Here is a 15,116-nt window from a genome sequence, read left to right as displayed (position 1 = left end):
CGTCAGCGGAAGAACACCAGCGCGACCGTTCCGGGCCCCGTGGGGCGCCCCAGCAGATTCAGCAGTCCGGCCAGGTTGTCGCGCTGGTCGGGCGTCGCGCTTGCGGTGCCCTGAAACGACGTGGACGTCGGTGCAACCACACCGTGGCCGGCCAGCATTAGCGGCCCCTTCAGGGTGGAAAGATCCAGCGTCGATGAAACGCCCTGCGCCTGAAACACCACCTGGTACGTGCCGAGCGGCTTCACGAGCGACACGCGCGAGCTCATGTCGTCGAGCGTGATGGTGAGGCGGCCGAACGCTTCGTTGCCGAAGGTGCGCCAGTCGGTCCAGGCAAGCCGGACGTCGCCTTGCAGATCGAGCGTATTGAAGGGCGCGCCCAGGCCGCTCAGCAGCGAAGCCGGCACGGTCATCGCGCCTGCGGATAGCACGGCGCCACGCGTGGTGGCGTCCACGGTGACCGGGTCGGGCATCGCCTGGCTTTGGCGCATGCGCATCTGCACGCGGCCCGTGAAAAGCGGCCAGAACGCGGTCTGCCATTCGATGCGACCGGGCAGCATCGTGGCGCCGGTTTCGTCCGGACCGGCCGCGAGCATCAGCGAAGCCGAACCGTGCCACAACGAGCCAGCCGGCTCCACCAGGTTCACGTGCCCGTGCGTGGCCTTCGCGAACTGCGGCGCAATCCACGCGGCCGGCAGCATGGCGAGCAGCACGACGCCGCTCGAAAGCAGCCCCACTACGAGCCACGGCAGCGCGGCGCGCACGTAGCGCATCCAGAAGCTCATGCGAAGTCCCGTGCGTCTGCCATCAATGGACAGCCGGCGGCTGTAGCGATGCGGTGAGGTCCACCTGGCCGTCGGCTTTCAGCGCCGTCACGTGGGCCTCGGAAACCTGCACCTTGAACTGCTTGCGGGCATCGTCGAGCCATGCCACCCACGCCGGGAACGACGCGTTCTTCATCTGCACCTGCACCGCGTTGCCCATCACCTGCACCTGCGCGGGCGGCAGGCCGTGATCGTTGAGCGACGCCGCCAAAGCGTCGCGCAGCGCGGCACCCGTGGGCGCCACGCCCTGGGCCGCGGCCGAGAGCGTGCGCGCCTCGTTGGCCTGTGCCGTCATCTGCGCGAGCTGGCGCTGCATGGCGGGCAGCGTCTCGCGCAGCTGCGCGCGGCCCTCTTGAGCCGGCGACCACAGCACCGACCAGCCGATCACCACAGCCAGCACCGCGCCGCCCCACGTGATGAGCTGCTTTTCGCGCGCGGTGCGCGTTTCCCAGAAACGGGCCCAGGCTTCTGCGAGTGCCGACTTCATGATCCGCTCCTGATGGTCCACTTGCCCGTATTGCTATCGATGGCGCCCGAGAGTCCGTTGCGCTCCAGCCGCTTGCCGAAGTCCGCGTCCACCTTGACCTCGGGCTTGAAGGTCACGTCGAGCCGACGGTCGTGGTAATCCAGCGCCGCAATGCCGTTCACCGGCACCGGCCCCAACGAACGCGCGAGCCCGTCGGCCAGCGAGAGAAAGTCCGCCGGCGACAGCTCGCCCGCCGCCACGCGCAGTTGCTGAAGCTGGCGCGACATCTGGTCGGGTGCGTCGAGCACCACCGTCGTCTTCGGAAACGCGTTGAGCAGCGTTTCCGTCATCTGCGCGCTGAGCGCGTCGCGCTGGCGCGCCATCATGAGCCACTGCACGTTCGCGCCGATGATCGCCGCGAGGAGCGACGCCACCACGAGCGCGAGCGGCAGCCGCAGGCGACGCAGCGTCGCGCGGTCGAGCCGCCACGGCTGCACCATGAACTCGAACTGGCACAGGTCGAAGCGGCTTTCCGGCGCGCGCCGCGCGAGCGCTTCGAACGTCAGCGGGCGGGCGTTGGGCACCGGCGGCATCGCGGCGGACGAAGCCAGTTGCGGCTCGCCGGGCACGTCGGTCAACGAGTACACCGTGAGCGGCGCGCCGACCGCGAGGGCATCGAGCGTGGCTGCCACGCTCGATGCGGGCACCGCGAGGCCTTCGCCCTGCACGCCTCGTGCTACAGCAAGCTCGACGCGCGGCGTAGCGGTGGCGATCGTGGCCGTTTCGGCGTCCGCAGCGTCAGTGAAAAGGGCGGGCGCCGCCTGCGCGACCTTGCCGAGCAACGCGGCCACGACGGGCGTCGCGGCAAGCGTGTCGAGCGCGGTGTCTTCGGCGAGCGCCGTGTCGGCGCCGGTTGCCCCCACGTCGCCGCGCGTGGCCGGCGTCGTCTTGCCGGGCTCGGCGGCATCATCTTCGCCCGACGCGCGAGGCGCCGCAGCTTCGGGCGCCGCCGGCAGGCACCGCGTAACCGGCACCGCGTGCAGGTTGCGATGCCCGGCGGACGTGAAGGCGTCGATGAAAAAGCGGAACCAGGCACGGTCGATGACCGCCACGATCTGCCGGCCGTCCGGCAGCGGCTGCGGGTCGAGCGCGAGGTGGCAATGCTGGGGGTCCTGGATCAGGTGGTCCTCCACCACGTTGGGCAGCGCCTGGCGCAGGCGCGGCCCCTTGAGCGGCGGCACGGCGGCGGGAATCATCAGCACGTCGCGGGCGGCAATCATCAGCACCGTTTGCGTGGCGCGCGGCAACAGCGCGAGCGCCGAGCGGCCCGTGCGCTGCGTGCGCCCCGCCTTGTCGACGAGCAGGAACGGCAGTTCCGGCAGTTGCCATTCCTGCGAGGGCACGGCCGGATCTCGTGGCGGCATCAGGACAATCAGCGTGCTCAAAGGCATCTCCCGGCGATATTCACAGTTGGTCTCGTATCCAGACAATGCGCGTCGTGTGCGTGAGCGGATCGCGCCAGATCAGCGTCGTGCGGTCCAGCTCGGCCCGCTGATGCTGCACGCGGCCATGTACCAGAAAATAACTCGTGTTCACGTCGAACTGGTTGGGGTCCACGGCCGTCTGCTCTACGCCCGCGCCGCGCAGCGCGAGCTGCACGTCGCCGACGTTGTGAAAAAACACGGTCTGCCGGCGCGCCACGAACGCCTGTGCGCTCGACAGGTTCATGCCCGGCACCACGGCCGCAATCACCTCGGCGGGCGCGGTGTTCATGTTCACGGGCGTCATGGTGGGCAGCACGGTCACGAATGGCCGCAGCCGCTCGACGATGTCGTGCGAGAAGCCGGGCACGTCGAGCAGTGAATCGACGCTCGTCATCAGCAACGGCGCGACGGCGCTGTTGTCGTTGCTGTCCTCGAGGCCCGGGTTGTTGCTGAAGTTCGTGCCGCCCGTCGCGCCGCCCGCAGCGAGGTTCTGAAGCTGCTGCGTGGACGATTGTCCCGTGGTGCTGCCGGGCGCGGTCTGCGTCTGGAAGCGCGTGGCCGAATGCGCGAGACCCGCGCGCATCTGCAGCGCCACCGCCTTCGCCAGTTGCCCGTTGAGGCCGAGTATCTGCAGCAGCCGCTGGAACGACTGGATCTGCTGGACGTCGAGTTGCAGCGCGCCGGGCGTCGCCGTGGAAACGAGGTCGCGCAGATTGAAGCGCGCCTGCGCATCTTCGATCGATCCCGACAGATACGTGGACGCCCCCTGCTGCGCGCCCGCATCGCCGATCTGGCCGAGGAAGTCCGACAGTCGCGTCTTCGCAATGGGCACGCCCCAGACGCCGCCCAGGTACGTCACGCCCGCGGATGTATCGGCTTCGGAACGCAATATCAGCCGTGTCCAGTCCGTCGCGCCGCGCGCCACCCACTGCGCCTGCGCGAGCAGGCGCTGGTTTTCGATGCGACGCACCTGCACCTGCTGCCGCCACAACATGCCGGAAACCAGAATCGCCGAGAGCGCGACCACCAGCAGCGCGCTGATGATCGCCGCCCCGCGCTGCCGACGACCCCGAACACGATGACGAGAGTGGAGCGCGCGCATCGTCACTCTCCCACCAGAAACACGCGCGTCACGGGCCGCTGCAGCGACGCCGCGCCGATGCTCACCTCGAGCCCCGTCACCGAGCGCGGCAGCGGCGCATTGCCGAGCTGCGGCACCTTGAGGTTGTTGTCGTTCTCGGTGATCGCGCTTTGCACGTCTTTCATCTGCGTCGTCCAGCCCACCTTCGGCACGAAGAGCCGCGCATTGATGGCGCCCACGCCGCCCATCAGCGGCACGGCGCTCCACTCGTCGGTTTCGCTGCCGCGCAGCGCGCGCCGCAGTTCGCCCACGTTCGCGAGCGGCGGCGACGCATAACGAATCACGCGACCGGCGGCAATGCGATAGCGCACCACTTGCAGCCGCGGCGCGTTGCCCGGCGCCACCGCGAAACTGCGCACGATCTGCAGTGCGCCGCCGCTCACGGAGACCGCGGCTTCGCCCGTTTCGTCATCCGAAGCAGCGAGCCGGGCGTCAATGCGCATCTGGTCGAACAATTGCGCGAACACGCGCTCGTCTTCCATCGAACTCGTCACGATCTGACGGCCGCGGATGATCTGATCCAGCCCGCGCCACGACAGCACCGCAATGACCGCAAGTATGGCGATGGCGACCAGCAGCTCGATGAGCGTGAAGCCGCGCGCGGTGCGCCGTGAAGCGCGCGATGCAGCACGACGCGCGCCGTGCTGCGAAGCATGCGGGCCGGCGTGCGCCTCGCGTGCCTCGCGCAACATATCGCGGCACTCGCGGCGGCCGGCACGATCACAACGGCCGGCTGGTTTCATTCGCAACCACCGTCACCATCTGCGCGAGATTGCCGTCGCGCCCGGGCATCGTCACCGATACTTCCACGCGCCGAAACACCGGATTCGGCGTCGCGCTCACACGTTCGGTGCAGAGCAGTTGCAGATTGCCCTGCGAGCAATCGAAGCTCTGCTCGCCCACCTCCGGCCACGCGTGCGCGAGGTGCAGTTGAGCGAGCGCGTTGTCCGCGCTCCAGCCGGCCAGGAGGCGCCGATGCAGGTCGGCCTCGCCGGCCGCAAGACTGCCCACGGCCCGCAGCGACGCCGCAAGCGCCACCGCGATGATGGCAAGTGCGACCAGCACTTCGATCATCGTGAAGCCGCGCGTCGAACGGACGCGAAGGGCAGGGCGCAGCGCACCATGCGCTTCGCTACCGGCGCGGCGGCAAGCGCGAGCGGCCATCTCAATGCACCTCGTAGCGGCCATTACCGGTGCCGACGATCGTTGCATTGCCCGCAGCCGAAAAGAGCGTGACGCGCACCGGCACATCGACGCTTTCGGTGCCGAACACGATGCGGTCCGCGCCCGTGTCCGAACCGGGGTAATCGATCGACACGCCCGTCACGCCGCCTTCCCAATGACGCGGCCCGAGCAGGTCGTCGTCGCGCAGCGGGCGCCAGCCGTCGTCGGTTCGCACGTCGAAGCGAAAGCCGCTGTCGAGCGGTTGCCACGCGATGGGGCGCGCGCGCACCTGTGCCTCGTCGCCCGCGGTTTCGAACAGCAGCGCGAGCCGCTGCGCTTCTTCGTTGAGATCCGTGCGCGGATTGCGCGTGAGCGAAAGCGAGGCAAGCGAGACGAGCAAGCCTGCGATCACCAGCACCACCAGCATTTCGAGCAGCGTGAAGCCACGTTCACGCCGCGCGCACGGCAAACCTTCTTTCATCGCTCTATCGCTGTCTCGCTATTGCCACGAGCCTACGTCGGCGTCGTTGCCTTCACCGCCCGGCTTGCCGTCGGCGCCGTAGCTGAATACGTCGATCTCGCCGTGCACGCCGGGGTTCAGGTACTGATAGCTGTTGCCCCACGGGTCGTTAGGCAGACGTTCCAGGTAGCCGCCGTCTTTCCAGTTGTTCGGCACCGGGTCCACGGAAGGCTTTTCGACCAGCGCGCGCAAACCTTGCTCCTGGGTCGGATAGCGGCCGTTGTCGAGCCGGTAGAGTTTCATGGCCTGCATGATGGTGCCGATGTCCTGACGCGCCGCCACGCGCCGCGCCTCGTCGGGGCGGCTCATGATTTTCGGCACGATCAGCGCGGCGAGAATGCCGAGAATCGCGATCACGACCATGATTTCGATGAGCGTGAACCCGCGTTGGCGGCGAGCGCGCAGCGCTTCGATTTCGGCACGGCCTTTGGTCCACATTTGCATGACTTGCTACCTCGTTTGCGAAAAAATTTGAGTTCACCCATTCGGGCCGGCACGCGTGATACGCTGCGCATCACGAACCGTACGGCGCCCGGCCGGTCATTGTAATGGCGAGGGCACACAAGCTTTCAGATGCTTTCCCGACCAGCCTCAAACTTCCCAATACTTCGTACAATGCGCGCCATGAACACCCTGCAAATCCGCCTTCTGTCGCTCGCGCTTTTCGCCGTGTTCTGCGCGACGCTGACCTACTGGATCGTCACGCTCACCGCACGTTCGGCGCCCGTGCCGGCTGCGGCCGTACATGCGCCTGTTTCCGTCGATCAGGCCGCCACGCTGTTCGGCGGCCAGCTCACGCGCAGCGTGAACCAGGACGTGCGCCTTTTCGGCATTCTTGCGCTCAAGCAGGGCGCGGCGGCTATCGTCAGCGTGGGCGGTGAGCCGCCGAAGGCCATCTCGCTGGGCGGCCCGCTCACCGAGGGCGCGAAGCTCGCCGAAGTGCGCGCGCGCTCCATCGTGATCGACCGCAACGGCGTGCATTCCGAAGTCTTCCTGCCGGCCAACGCCGCCGGCCCCACCATCTACGTGCGCTAGGCGCGCGGTTACGTCTTTACTGCAGGCATTTACTGCACGAGGTTGTTGAGCTCGATGATCGGCAGCATCACGGCCAGCACGATCACGAGCACCACACCGCCCATCGCCAGAATCAGCAGCGGCTCGAGCAGGCTCGTCAGGAACATCGTGCGCCGCTCCAGTTCGCGCGACTCGCCTTCGGCGGCACGGTCCAGCATGGTGGTCACGTCGCCGGTCGCTTCGCCCGAACGGATCAGGTGAACCAGCACGGGCGGAAACGTCTTCGTGTTGCCGAGCGCGCGTGAAAGCGACGTGCCTTCGCGCACGCGCACAATCGCATCTTCGATGTTGCCGCGCATCGCGCGGTTGCTGAGCGTTTCGCCGGCCGCCTGCAACGCGCGCAGGATCGGCACACCCGCCGCCGAGAGAATGCCCAGCGTGCTCGCAAAGCGCACGGTGTTGTAGCCGCGCACGAGCTTGCCCGCGAGCGGCGCCGTGAGCAGCCAGCGGTCGAACGAGAGCCGCGGGCCCGGCTGCGCGAGGATGGAACGCACCAGGTACACGACCACCACGATGCCGATCAGCAGCGCCCACCACCAGTGCCGCACGAAGCCGGAGAGCGCCATCATCACGACGGTCAGGATGGGCAGCTGCTGCTTCGTGCTCGCAAACACGTTCACCACTTGCGGCACCACATAGCTGAGCAGGAACGTGACGATGCCGAACGCGATGATCGTGACGATGGCGGGATACGTGAAGGCCAGCACGATCTTCTGCTTGAGCGCGTTGCGTTGCTCGATGTAGTCAGCGAGCCGCGACAGCACGAGGCCCAGCTTGCCGGTGTGCTCGCCGGCCGCAACGAGCGCGCGATAGATGTCGGGAAAGTCGCGCGGATGCTGTGCCAGCGCATTGGCGAGCGAATGGCCGCCCAGCACCTCGGCGCGAATCGCGGCCATCAACTCGCGGATGTAGTCGCGCTCGGACTGGTCGGTGAGCACGGCAAGCGCTTCATCGAGCGGCAGGCCAGCGACGAGCAGGCTCGCGAGTTGCCGCGTCAGGATGGCCTGCTCGCGCTGCGACAGCCGGCGGCCGATCGCGAGACGCTGCTGACGCTCGCCGCGCGTGCGGCTCGCCGCAGGTTCGACGACGAGCGGCGTGAGGCCTTGCGTGCGTAGCTGCGTGCGGGCACTGCGCGCGCTGTCCGCGTCGAGCACGCCCTTCTGCGCCTTGCCCGCCGCGTCGATCGCTTCAAAACGGAATGCCGGCATGACGCGTCAGGCTCCGCCCGTCACGCGGATCACTTCTTCCAGCGACGTCATGCCCGCCGCCACCCAACGCTCGCCGTCCTCGCGCAGCGTGCGCATGCCCTGGGCGCGACCCGCGGCGAGAATCTCGGCGTCTGCCGCGTTGCGGTGGATGAGCGAGCGGATGGTGTCGTCCACGAGCAGCAGTTCGTACACGCCGCGCCGGCCTGCATAGCCCGACTGTCCGCACTTGTCGCAGCCCACGGGATGCCAGTGCGCGTGGCCGTCTTCGCTGCGCTCCTGTTTGCACACCGGGCACAGCTGACGCACCAGCCGCTGCGCCAGCACGCCGAGCAACGACGACGCCAGCAGATACGGCTCCACGCCCATATCCGTGAGACGCGTGACGGCCGAGGCCGCGTCGTTCGTGTGCAGCGTCGCGAGCACGAGGTGACCCGTGAGCGACGCTTGCACCGCGATCTGCGCGGTCTCCAGGTCGCGGATTTCACCGATCATGATGATGTCCGGGTCCTGCCGCAAAATGGACCGCAGCGCGCGACCGAACGTCATGCCGATGCGCTCGTTCACCTGCGTCTGGCCGATGCCGGCGAGGTCGTACTCGATCGGGTCTTCCACCGTCATGATGTTCGTGGTGGCCGTTTCGAGCCGCGACATCGATGCGTACAGCGTCGTCGTTTTACCCGAACCCGTAGGGCCCGTGACGAGCACGATGCCGTGCGGGCGCGATATCAGCCGGTCGAACTTCGCGAGCGTATCCTGCGCCATGCCGAGCGCTTCGAGATTCAGGCGCTGCGCGTCTTTTTCCAGCAGACGCAGCACGGCGCGTTCGCCGTGGCCCGTGGGCAGCGTCGAGACGCGCACGTCCACCGGACGCCCGCCCACGCGCAGCGTGATGCGACCGTCCTGCGGCAGACGTTTTTCCGCGATATCGAGCTGCGCCATGATCTTGATGCGCGAAATCAGCGCGCCGTGCAGCGCTTTCTTGGGACGCACGACGTCGCGCAGCGTACCGTCCACGCGAAAACGCACTACCGACGCGTTTTCGAACGGCTCGATGTGAATGTCCGATGCCTGTTCGCGCGCGGCCTGCGTGAGCAGCGCGTTGATCATGCGGATGATCGGCGCGTCGTCTTCGGACTCCAGCAGGTCTTCCACTTCGGGAATGTCCTGCATGAGACGCGAGAGATCCACTTCGCCTTCCACTTCGCCCACCACCTGGGCCGCGCTGCCGTCCTGGCGCGCGTAGGCCTGGTTGATGGCCTGCGCGAGTTCGTCGGCGGGCAAGCGCACGATGGAAAGCGCGCCGAAGTTGCGTGCGATCTCGGCGAGCGCGGCGTCGTTCGTGCGGTCGCTGATCCACACTTCGAGCGCATCGGCGTGTTGATGCGCGACGAGAATCTGGCCGTTTCTTGCGAAGCCATAGGGCACGAGCCGCGCGGCCAGCGCCGAAGGCGGCTCGCGGTCGGCTGCGCCTGTCGAGGAAACAGCGGACGAAACTTCGGGCGGCCGCCCCGGACGTGCGCCGGCAGAGACGCCGCCCGCCGATGCCGGTGTGTTCACGGATGCGCTCCTGGTGATGCAACGGAGTTGTTCGTGGTATTCGGCGTTGCGTTGGTTGTTGCGTTGTCGGGTGCATTGGGCGCCGTGAGCGGTGCCTGCTGCAACGGCGCAGCCGGCGCGCTCGTCCCCACGCCTGTCGATGCGCCGCCACCCGGCACCGCGTAGCTCGACACGCCCGCGCCACTTCCCGACTGAGGTGCAGCAGGCGGCGTGCCGCCTGCCGGCTCCCCGTTCTGCGGCGCGGACTGGCGCCGCATGCTGTTGAGATCGAACAGATTCTGCGCCGGCACGGCGCCTTCGCTCGGGCCCGGCGGAGGCGGCGGCAGCATCGGAATGTTCTGGTCGCGGATCAGGCGGTTGTCGGTCTGATAGCCGCCTTGCTGGTCACGCAGGTAGTCGTAGCGGTTCAGCGTGATCGCGGAACTCGTGGCCTGATCGCGCACGATCACGGGCCGCAGGAACACCATCAGGTTGCTCTTCGTGCGCGTCTTGTTTTCCGAGCGGAACAGCTGGCCGAGCCATGGAATGTCGCCGAGCAGCGGCACCTTGCTGTTGCCGTTCGAATACTGGTCCTGCATCAAGCCGCCCAGCACGATGATCTCGCCGTTGTCGCACAGCACGGTGGACTGGATGGAACGCTTGTTGATCGTCACGCCGCCCGGGTTGTTCACCGTGGTCGGGTCCACCGTCGAATCTTCCTGGTAGAGCTGCAGCTTGAGGATGCCGCCCTCGGTGATTTGCGGCTTCACGTGCAGCGTAACGCCCACGTCGATGCGGTCGAACGTGTTGAACGCGGTCACCGATGTCGCCGCGTTCGCGGTGGGCGTTGCGTAAGAGCCCGTGACAACCGGCACGTTCTGGCCCACCACGATCTTCGCTTCCTCGTTGTCGAGCGTGATCAGGTTAGGCGTGGACAGCACGTTCGAGTCGCTCGACGTCGCCAGCGCATTGAGCAGGCCGCCCAGCCCGAACACGCTGCCGAAACGGTGCAGCAGACCAATGTTCAGGCCGTTGGGCAGCAGGTTCGACGAATTCGTGCCGAGCAGGTTGGTGTTGTTCGCAATCGCCGCGCCTTGCGCCGTGAGGTCAACGATGCTCGAGCTGCCCGAGCCGAAATTCGAGCCGCCATAAACCGCGTTGTTGCCGCCCAGCAGCGCGCCTTGCCACTGAATGCCGAGGTTCGCCGCGGTGGTCGCATTGAGTTCGACGATGAGCGCTTCGATGTAGACCTGCGCGCGGCGCGAATCGAGCTGGTCGATCACGCTGCGCAGGTTGCGGTACACCGGCTCAGGCGCCGTGATGATGAGCGAGTTGGTGGCGGCATCGGCCTGGATCATGCCGCCGCCGGACTGGTTCTCGTCCTGGTTGTTGCTGCCTTCTTTTTCGCCGAGGAACGGCGCGCTGTTGCTGCCCGTGCCCGACGAACTACCGCCCGTCATCGAATTGCCGAGCGACGAGCTGGTCGAACCCGACGGCAGCGGCGGCGTGCCGGCCGTGCCCGTCGAGCCGGACAGCCCGCCCGCTGCACCGCCCGCATTCTGGTTGAACGCGTTGGCGCCGCCGCTGTTCGACGTGTCGTTACCCGAACCCTTACCCATCATGCCGCGCAACGTGCGCGCGAGGCGCACAGCGTCCGCGTTGCGCAGCATGACGACGTGCATGTTGCCCGGCTGGCTCGTGGGCGCATCGAGCTGTTTGGCAAGCGACTTCGCCGCGGCAAGACGCTGCGCGTTCGAGGCGCGCAGCAGCAGCGAATTCGTACGCGGATCGGCCGTTACTGAAACCTTGAGCGTGGGGTCCGTGCTGCCGATCGTACCAGGGTCCAGCATCTTCGAAAGCTGCTGGGCCGTATCGAGCGCATTCGCATTCTTGAGCGGCACGACCGAGACCTGCTGACCCGCGGCTGTATCGATGCCCGCGATGATCGCTGCGAGACGCCGTACGTTGTCGGCGTAGTCGGTCACGACGAGCGCATTGTTGCCGGGATACGCGGCAATCGTATTGTTCGGCGAGATGAGCGGCCGCAACACGGGCAGCAGGTTGTTCGCCGACTCGTTCTTGAGCTGGAAGACTTGCGTGATGACCTGGTCGCCGCGCGCAGGCGTGCTGTTGCCCACATAGGTGGGCACGCCTTGCAGTTTCGCGTCGGCTTCGGGCACGACCTTCAGTACGCCGTGGTCCTGAACCAGCGAAAAGCCCTGCATGCGCAAGGCCGACTGCAATGTCTTCAGAGCCTGTTCTTCAGGAACCGGATTTTCCGAAACCAGGTTGAGCTGACCCTTGACGCGAGGGTCCACGATAATGGTTTTGCCGGTTGCGGCACCGATGGCTTTCGCCACCTGATCGATATCCGCGTTGACGAAATTGAGCGTGACCTGCGCCTGTGCGACCTGCGCGGTAATCAGCCCACTCACGAGCAGCGCCGTGGCGACGCGACGCAATGCCATTCGGTTTCTTCTCATGGAATGTGAAGTCGATATCGACTGCGGACACGTACGGCAGTCCTGCGCATTCAACTCGCTGCTGCGCGAAAACGATGACGCCGATACGCCCAGGTGCCGATCCCTCTTGTCAGTCACCTGGCTAATCAAAAGGATGAACACTACCAGCTTTTTATGTCGTTTTCGTCACAAATCAATTGGGGCCGTGGCGCTCCTCTAAACTTCGCCGGGACTGTGCCGTTGTTCCGTCAAGCTGCCTGAAAGGTCCATTCCGTACGGGTAATAACTGGTAAGGATCATCCACCCAAGCCCGTAGATGCCATTTCGTTTTCTGCCGGATTTTGTCGGGTAGCTAACTTGACGCAAGGATGTCTGCCGGTATGATACGGGCCGATCGGCATGCCGGGCTTGCCATACATGAGCGGGTTTTCCCCAATGCCGAGGCTGGCCCGGGCGTCTGCCCGCAGCGGTGTCCCGATAAGTGAACGTATCCGGGGCATTCGGCCGGCGTGCTTTTCTGGCTCATCTGCTTAGTGGTCTTGATGAAACGCGCTTCGTCTCTCGTCGCTGCACTTGCTGCGCTCGGCCTCGCGGTCGGGAGCGTGCCTGCGCGCGCGGACTGCTTCGACGAAGCCGCGAGTTACCAGAAAGTCAATCCGCTGATCCTGCGCGCCATCGCATGGCAGGAATCGCACAATCATCCCGATGCGGTCCACAAGAACGCCAATGGGTCCACGGACTACGGCGTCATGCAGATCAATTCGGTGCATCTGCCCGTGCTGTCCCAATACGGCATCTCGTCGAATACGCTGATGGAGCCGTGCAAGAACGTCTACATCGCCGCCTGGCACTTGCGGCAGAAGATGAACAAGTACGGCAACACGTGGCAGGCCGTGGGCGCCTACCATTCGGAAACGCCGTCGCTGCGTGACCAGTACGCGCGGCAGATCGCGGCCATCCTGCGCAAGTGGAAGCTGCTGCCCGATTCACGCTAGGTCGGCACGTCGGCCGATAGCCGCACGCCCCGGGGACTCGGCGCCGGCCGCCGCTTTCCCACCTGGTGCACAATGCGGGTTCATGCCGCCGCGGCGCCTCGCCCATGCCTGGCATCCGCGTGTCGCGCGCTTTCTTCCCTTCGCTTTGCGTACCGAAATGAACCAGCCGCCACTGCCCGTTACTGTGCTCTCCGGGTTTCTGGGCGCGGGCAAAACCACGCTCCTGAACCATATCCTCGCCAATCGCGCAGGCCTGCGCGTGGCTGTGATCGTGAACGACCTCGCCGCGGTGAACATCGACGCCGCGCTGGTGCGCGACTCGTCGGCGCTTTCGCATGTCGAGGAGCGGCTCGTGGAAATGTCGAACGGCTGCATCTGCTGCACGCTGCGCGACGATCTGCTGACCGAGATCCGCCGCCTTGCCGACGAAAAGCGCTTCGACGCGATCCTTATCGAATCGACCGGCATCGCCGAGCCGATGCCCATTGCCGAGACGTTCACGTTCGTGGACGACGATGGTGTGTCGCTCGCCGAGGTCGCGCGCCTCGACACCATGGTGACGGTGGTCGACGCCTTCAATTTCCTGCGCGATTACGCGTGTGCCGACGCACTCGCTGAACGCGGCCTCGCCGCCACGGAAGAAGACGACCGCACGCTCGTCGAACTGCTGGTGGAACAGATCGAGTTCTGCGACGTGCTCGTCGTCAACAAGGCCGACCTCGTTTCTGCCGACGACCTGGCGCGGCTGCAGCGCATTCTCGCGCGCATCAATCCGCGAGCCGTGCAGGTGGTTAGCCGCTTCGGCGCCGTTCCGCTCGCGGAGGTGCTCGATACGAAGCGCTTCGATTTCGACGCGGCATCCAGCGCGCCGGGCTGGCTCGCGTCGCTCAACGAACACGGTCACACGCACGGCGAGGCGGACGAGTTCGGCATCGGCAACTTCGTTTATCGCGCGCGCCGCCCGTTCCATCCCGAGCGGCTCTGGGCGCTGCTGCACGAAGAATGGAAAGGTGTCCTGCGCACCAAAGGCTTCTTCTGGCTCGCCACGCGCAACGACGTGGCGGGCTCGCTGTCGCAGGCGGGCGGTGCGTGCCGGCACGGTCCGGCGGGCATGTGGTGGGCGGCGCAGGATCGCAGCGCCTGGCCTGCCGACGAAGGCCTCGAAGCGGAAATTGCCGCGGACTGGTACGGCGATGCGGACGATATGTCGATCGGAGATCGTCGGCAGGAACTCGTGATGATCGGCGTGGATCTGGACGCGCAGGCGTGGCGCGCGAAGCTCGACGCGTGTCTTTTGACCGACGCCGAATATGCCGCGGGTCCGGACGCGTGGCGCCAGTTGCCCGATCCGTTTCCGGCATGGGACATCGACAGCGATGAGCACGACGAAGCCGGCGACGGCGAGATCGTTCACCGTCCCGGCTGATTCTTTTCGATTCTTGCCGAGCTTGCTGGGAGCAGGGGGCCGCGGCGCCCCTGCCCATCCATATCGCCAGTAGTGCGAATTTGCGTGAGCAAAAAACGCAGGCGAAAAAAAACCCGCCAGCGGCGGGCGTCAACCTGAGCGGCTGATACTTAGCGCTTGTTGACTGCGTCCTTGAACGCCTTGCCGGCCGTGAACTTGACAGTCTTGGCAGCCGGGATCTTGATGGTCTCGCCCGTCTTCGGGTTACGGCCCGTACGTGCTGCGCGCTTGCCCGAACCGAAGCTGCCGAAGCCGATCAGTTGCACCGCGTCACCCTTCGACACAGCTTTCTTGATCACTTCGAGAAGCGTGTCCAGCGTTTCGCCGGTTTGAGCCTTGCTAGCGCCCGTCTGTGCTGCGACGGCGTCGATCAGTTCCTGTTTGTTCATTAAAGTTCCTTTCTGAGTTTAGGTTGACACGAACAGCGCGAACGCGCCGATTATACGTGCGCGGGCCACGCCGTCGAGCAGCGCCGGTCTCCGGAGACCCCGGATAAAAGCTTTGCGCAGCAGGCTGCGCTACGGCCGTGCTGCCGCTCCCTGAGCGGCGCTTGCTATGATAGCGCAGCGCAAACCCAATAACGACAAGGGTTTCGAAGATTTACAGCGTGAGCGGCGCGTTTTCCCGACGACGGCGAAATTCCTCTGAGCCCCGTCAGATAAGGCCTCCGGCGTTCACCATTCGTGACATGTGGCGTTGGTTTTATCCAACGCTTTGCCCGCAAAGCCCCGTGCGGCGGGGTTCTCCGGGCGTCGGCAAGCCCTTTGCCGCACGCTGCGA

At 66.1% G+C, this 15,116-nt stretch carries 15 protein-coding genes; 3 read left to right on the top strand and 12 right to left on the bottom strand.

The window, feature by feature from the left end:
- Window positions 1-2 precede the first annotated feature (2 nt).
- From U0042_RS19380 to gspG, 8 genes are all read right to left on the bottom strand, one after another.
- On the bottom strand, window positions 3-782 hold the full coding sequence (locus U0042_RS19380) for a type II secretion system protein N (RefSeq protein ID WP_114813942.1): 780 nt from the start codon (window positions 780-782) through the stop codon (window positions 3-5).
- A gap of 22 nt (window positions 783-804) precedes the next feature.
- Window positions 805-1,308: a type II secretion system protein M gene (locus U0042_RS19375; protein WP_114813941.1), complete on the bottom strand. Its 504-nt coding sequence runs from the start codon at window positions 1,306-1,308 to the stop codon at window positions 805-807.
- Window positions 1,305-2,732, bottom strand: a complete 1,428-nt coding sequence (gspL, locus tag U0042_RS19370; RefSeq protein ID WP_114813975.1) for a type II secretion system protein GspL — start codon at window positions 2,730-2,732, stop codon at window positions 1,305-1,307. The genes U0042_RS19375 and gspL overlap by 4 nt, the downstream gene beginning before the upstream one ends.
- A 19-nt stretch (window positions 2,733-2,751) precedes the next feature.
- Entirely contained in the window at window positions 2,752-3,873 is a 1,122-nt protein-coding gene (gene gspK / locus U0042_RS19365; protein ID WP_114813940.1) for a type II secretion system minor pseudopilin GspK, read from the bottom strand.
- A gap of 2 nt (window positions 3,874-3,875) precedes the next feature.
- Window positions 3,876-4,604 (bottom strand): PulJ/GspJ family protein, encoded by a 729-nt coding sequence (locus U0042_RS19360; protein ID WP_114813939.1) that lies wholly within the window; start codon window positions 4,602-4,604, stop codon window positions 3,876-3,878.
- Window positions 4,605-4,632: 28 nt separating this feature from the next.
- On the bottom strand, window positions 4,633-4,986 hold the full coding sequence (gspI, locus tag U0042_RS19355) for a type II secretion system minor pseudopilin GspI (RefSeq protein ID WP_232833512.1): 354 nt from the start codon (window positions 4,984-4,986) through the stop codon (window positions 4,633-4,635).
- Window positions 4,987-5,077: 91 nt separating this feature from the next.
- Entirely contained in the window at window positions 5,078-5,557 is a 480-nt protein-coding gene (locus U0042_RS19350) for a GspH/FimT family pseudopilin (protein WP_232833503.1), read from the bottom strand.
- Window positions 5,558-5,575: 18 nt separating this feature from the next.
- Window positions 5,576-6,040: a type II secretion system major pseudopilin GspG gene (gspG, locus tag U0042_RS19345; protein ID WP_114813938.1), complete on the bottom strand. Its 465-nt coding sequence runs from the start codon at window positions 6,038-6,040 to the stop codon at window positions 5,576-5,578.
- A 180-nt stretch (window positions 6,041-6,220) separates the two neighbouring features.
- On the opposite strand from gspG, the gene U0042_RS19340 reads away from it, so the two are divergent.
- On the top strand, window positions 6,221-6,631 hold the full coding sequence (locus U0042_RS19340; protein WP_114813937.1) for a general secretion pathway protein GspC: 411 nt from the start codon (window positions 6,221-6,223) through the stop codon (window positions 6,629-6,631).
- 29 nt (window positions 6,632-6,660) lie between these two features.
- Here U0042_RS19340 and gspF read toward each other — a convergent pair whose 3' ends face one another.
- The 3 genes from gspF to gspD are packed head-to-tail and all read right to left on the bottom strand — an operon-like array spanning window position 6,661 to window position 11,882.
- Entirely contained in the window at window positions 6,661-7,878 is a 1,218-nt protein-coding gene (gspF, locus tag U0042_RS19335) for a type II secretion system inner membrane protein GspF (RefSeq protein ID WP_114813936.1), read from the bottom strand.
- Between the two features lie 6 nt (window positions 7,879-7,884).
- Window positions 7,885-9,435: a type II secretion system ATPase GspE gene (gene gspE / locus U0042_RS19330; protein WP_114813935.1), complete on the bottom strand. Its 1,551-nt coding sequence runs from the start codon at window positions 9,433-9,435 to the stop codon at window positions 7,885-7,887.
- Window positions 9,432-11,882 carry a type II secretion system secretin GspD gene (gspD, locus tag U0042_RS19325; RefSeq protein WP_114813934.1) on the bottom strand — a complete coding sequence of 817 codons (2,451 nt, stop codon included), beginning with the start codon at window positions 11,880-11,882 and terminating at the stop codon, window positions 9,432-9,434. Before gspD ends, gspE begins: the two co-directional genes overlap by 4 nt.
- A gap of 536 nt (window positions 11,883-12,418) precedes the next feature.
- On the opposite strand from gspD, the gene U0042_RS19320 reads away from it, so the two are divergent.
- Both U0042_RS19320 and zigA read left to right on the top strand, forming a co-directional pair.
- The gene (locus U0042_RS19320; protein WP_114813932.1) at window positions 12,419-12,871 is read left to right on the top strand and encodes a lytic transglycosylase domain-containing protein; all 453 of its coding nucleotides are present in this window, start codon (window positions 12,419-12,421) and stop codon (window positions 12,869-12,871) included.
- A 157-nt stretch (window positions 12,872-13,028) separates the two neighbouring features.
- A complete protein-coding gene (gene zigA, locus U0042_RS19315; RefSeq protein ID WP_114813972.1) occupies window positions 13,029-14,297 on the top strand; it encodes a zinc metallochaperone GTPase ZigA in 1,269 nt (422 codons plus the stop codon).
- Window positions 14,298-14,446: 149 nt separating this feature from the next.
- On the opposite strand, the gene U0042_RS19310 is transcribed toward zigA, so the two are convergent.
- A complete protein-coding gene (locus tag U0042_RS19310) occupies window positions 14,447-14,725 on the bottom strand; it encodes an HU family DNA-binding protein (RefSeq protein WP_006401505.1) in 279 nt (92 codons plus the stop codon).
- Window positions 14,726-15,116: the final 391 nt, after the last annotated feature.

This window comes from Paraburkholderia kururiensis, from assembly GCF_034424375.1.
Classification (GTDB): Bacteria; Pseudomonadota; Gammaproteobacteria; order Burkholderiales; family Burkholderiaceae; genus Paraburkholderia; species Paraburkholderia kururiensis_A.
This window is presented reverse-complemented; position numbering and strand designations above follow the sequence as displayed.

Coding starts and splice junctions, on each gene's coding strand:
- U0042_RS19380 (WP_114813942.1), bottom strand. CDS start 782: ATGAGCTTCTGGATGCGCTACGTGCGCGCCGCGCTGCCGTGGCTCGTA.
- U0042_RS19375 (WP_114813941.1), bottom strand. CDS start 1,308: ATGAAGTCGGCACTCGCAGAAGCCTGGGCCCGTTTCTGGGAAACGCGC.
- gspK (WP_114813940.1), bottom strand. CDS start 3,873: ATGCGCGCGCTCCACTCTCGTCATCGTGTTCGGGGTCGTCGGCAGCGC.
- U0042_RS19360 (WP_114813939.1), bottom strand. CDS start 4,604: ATGTTGCGCGAGGCACGCGAGGCGCACGCCGGCCCGCATGCTTCGCAG.
- gspI (WP_232833512.1), bottom strand. CDS start 4,986: ATGATCGAAGTGCTGGTCGCACTTGCCATCATCGCGGTGGCGCTTGCG.
- U0042_RS19350 (WP_232833503.1), bottom strand. CDS start 5,557: ATGAAAGAAGGTTTGCCGTGCGCGCGGCGTGAACGTGGCTTCACGCTG.
- gspG (WP_114813938.1), bottom strand. CDS start 6,040: ATGCAAATGTGGACCAAAGGCCGTGCCGAAATCGAAGCGCTGCGCGCT.
- U0042_RS19340 (WP_114813937.1), top strand. CDS start 6,221: ATGAACACCCTGCAAATCCGCCTTCTGTCGCTCGCGCTTTTCGCCGTG.
- gspF (WP_114813936.1), bottom strand. CDS start 7,878: ATGCCGGCATTCCGTTTTGAAGCGATCGACGCGGCGGGCAAGGCGCAG.
- gspD (WP_114813934.1), bottom strand. CDS start 11,882: ATGGCATTGCGTCGCGTCGCCACGGCGCTGCTCGTGAGTGGGCTGATT.
- U0042_RS19320 (WP_114813932.1), top strand. CDS start 12,419: ATGAAACGCGCTTCGTCTCTCGTCGCTGCACTTGCTGCGCTCGGCCTC.
- zigA (WP_114813972.1), top strand. CDS start 13,029: ATGAACCAGCCGCCACTGCCCGTTACTGTGCTCTCCGGGTTTCTGGGC.
- U0042_RS19310 (WP_006401505.1), bottom strand. CDS start 14,725: ATGAACAAACAGGAACTGATCGACGCCGTCGCAGCACAGACGGGCGCT.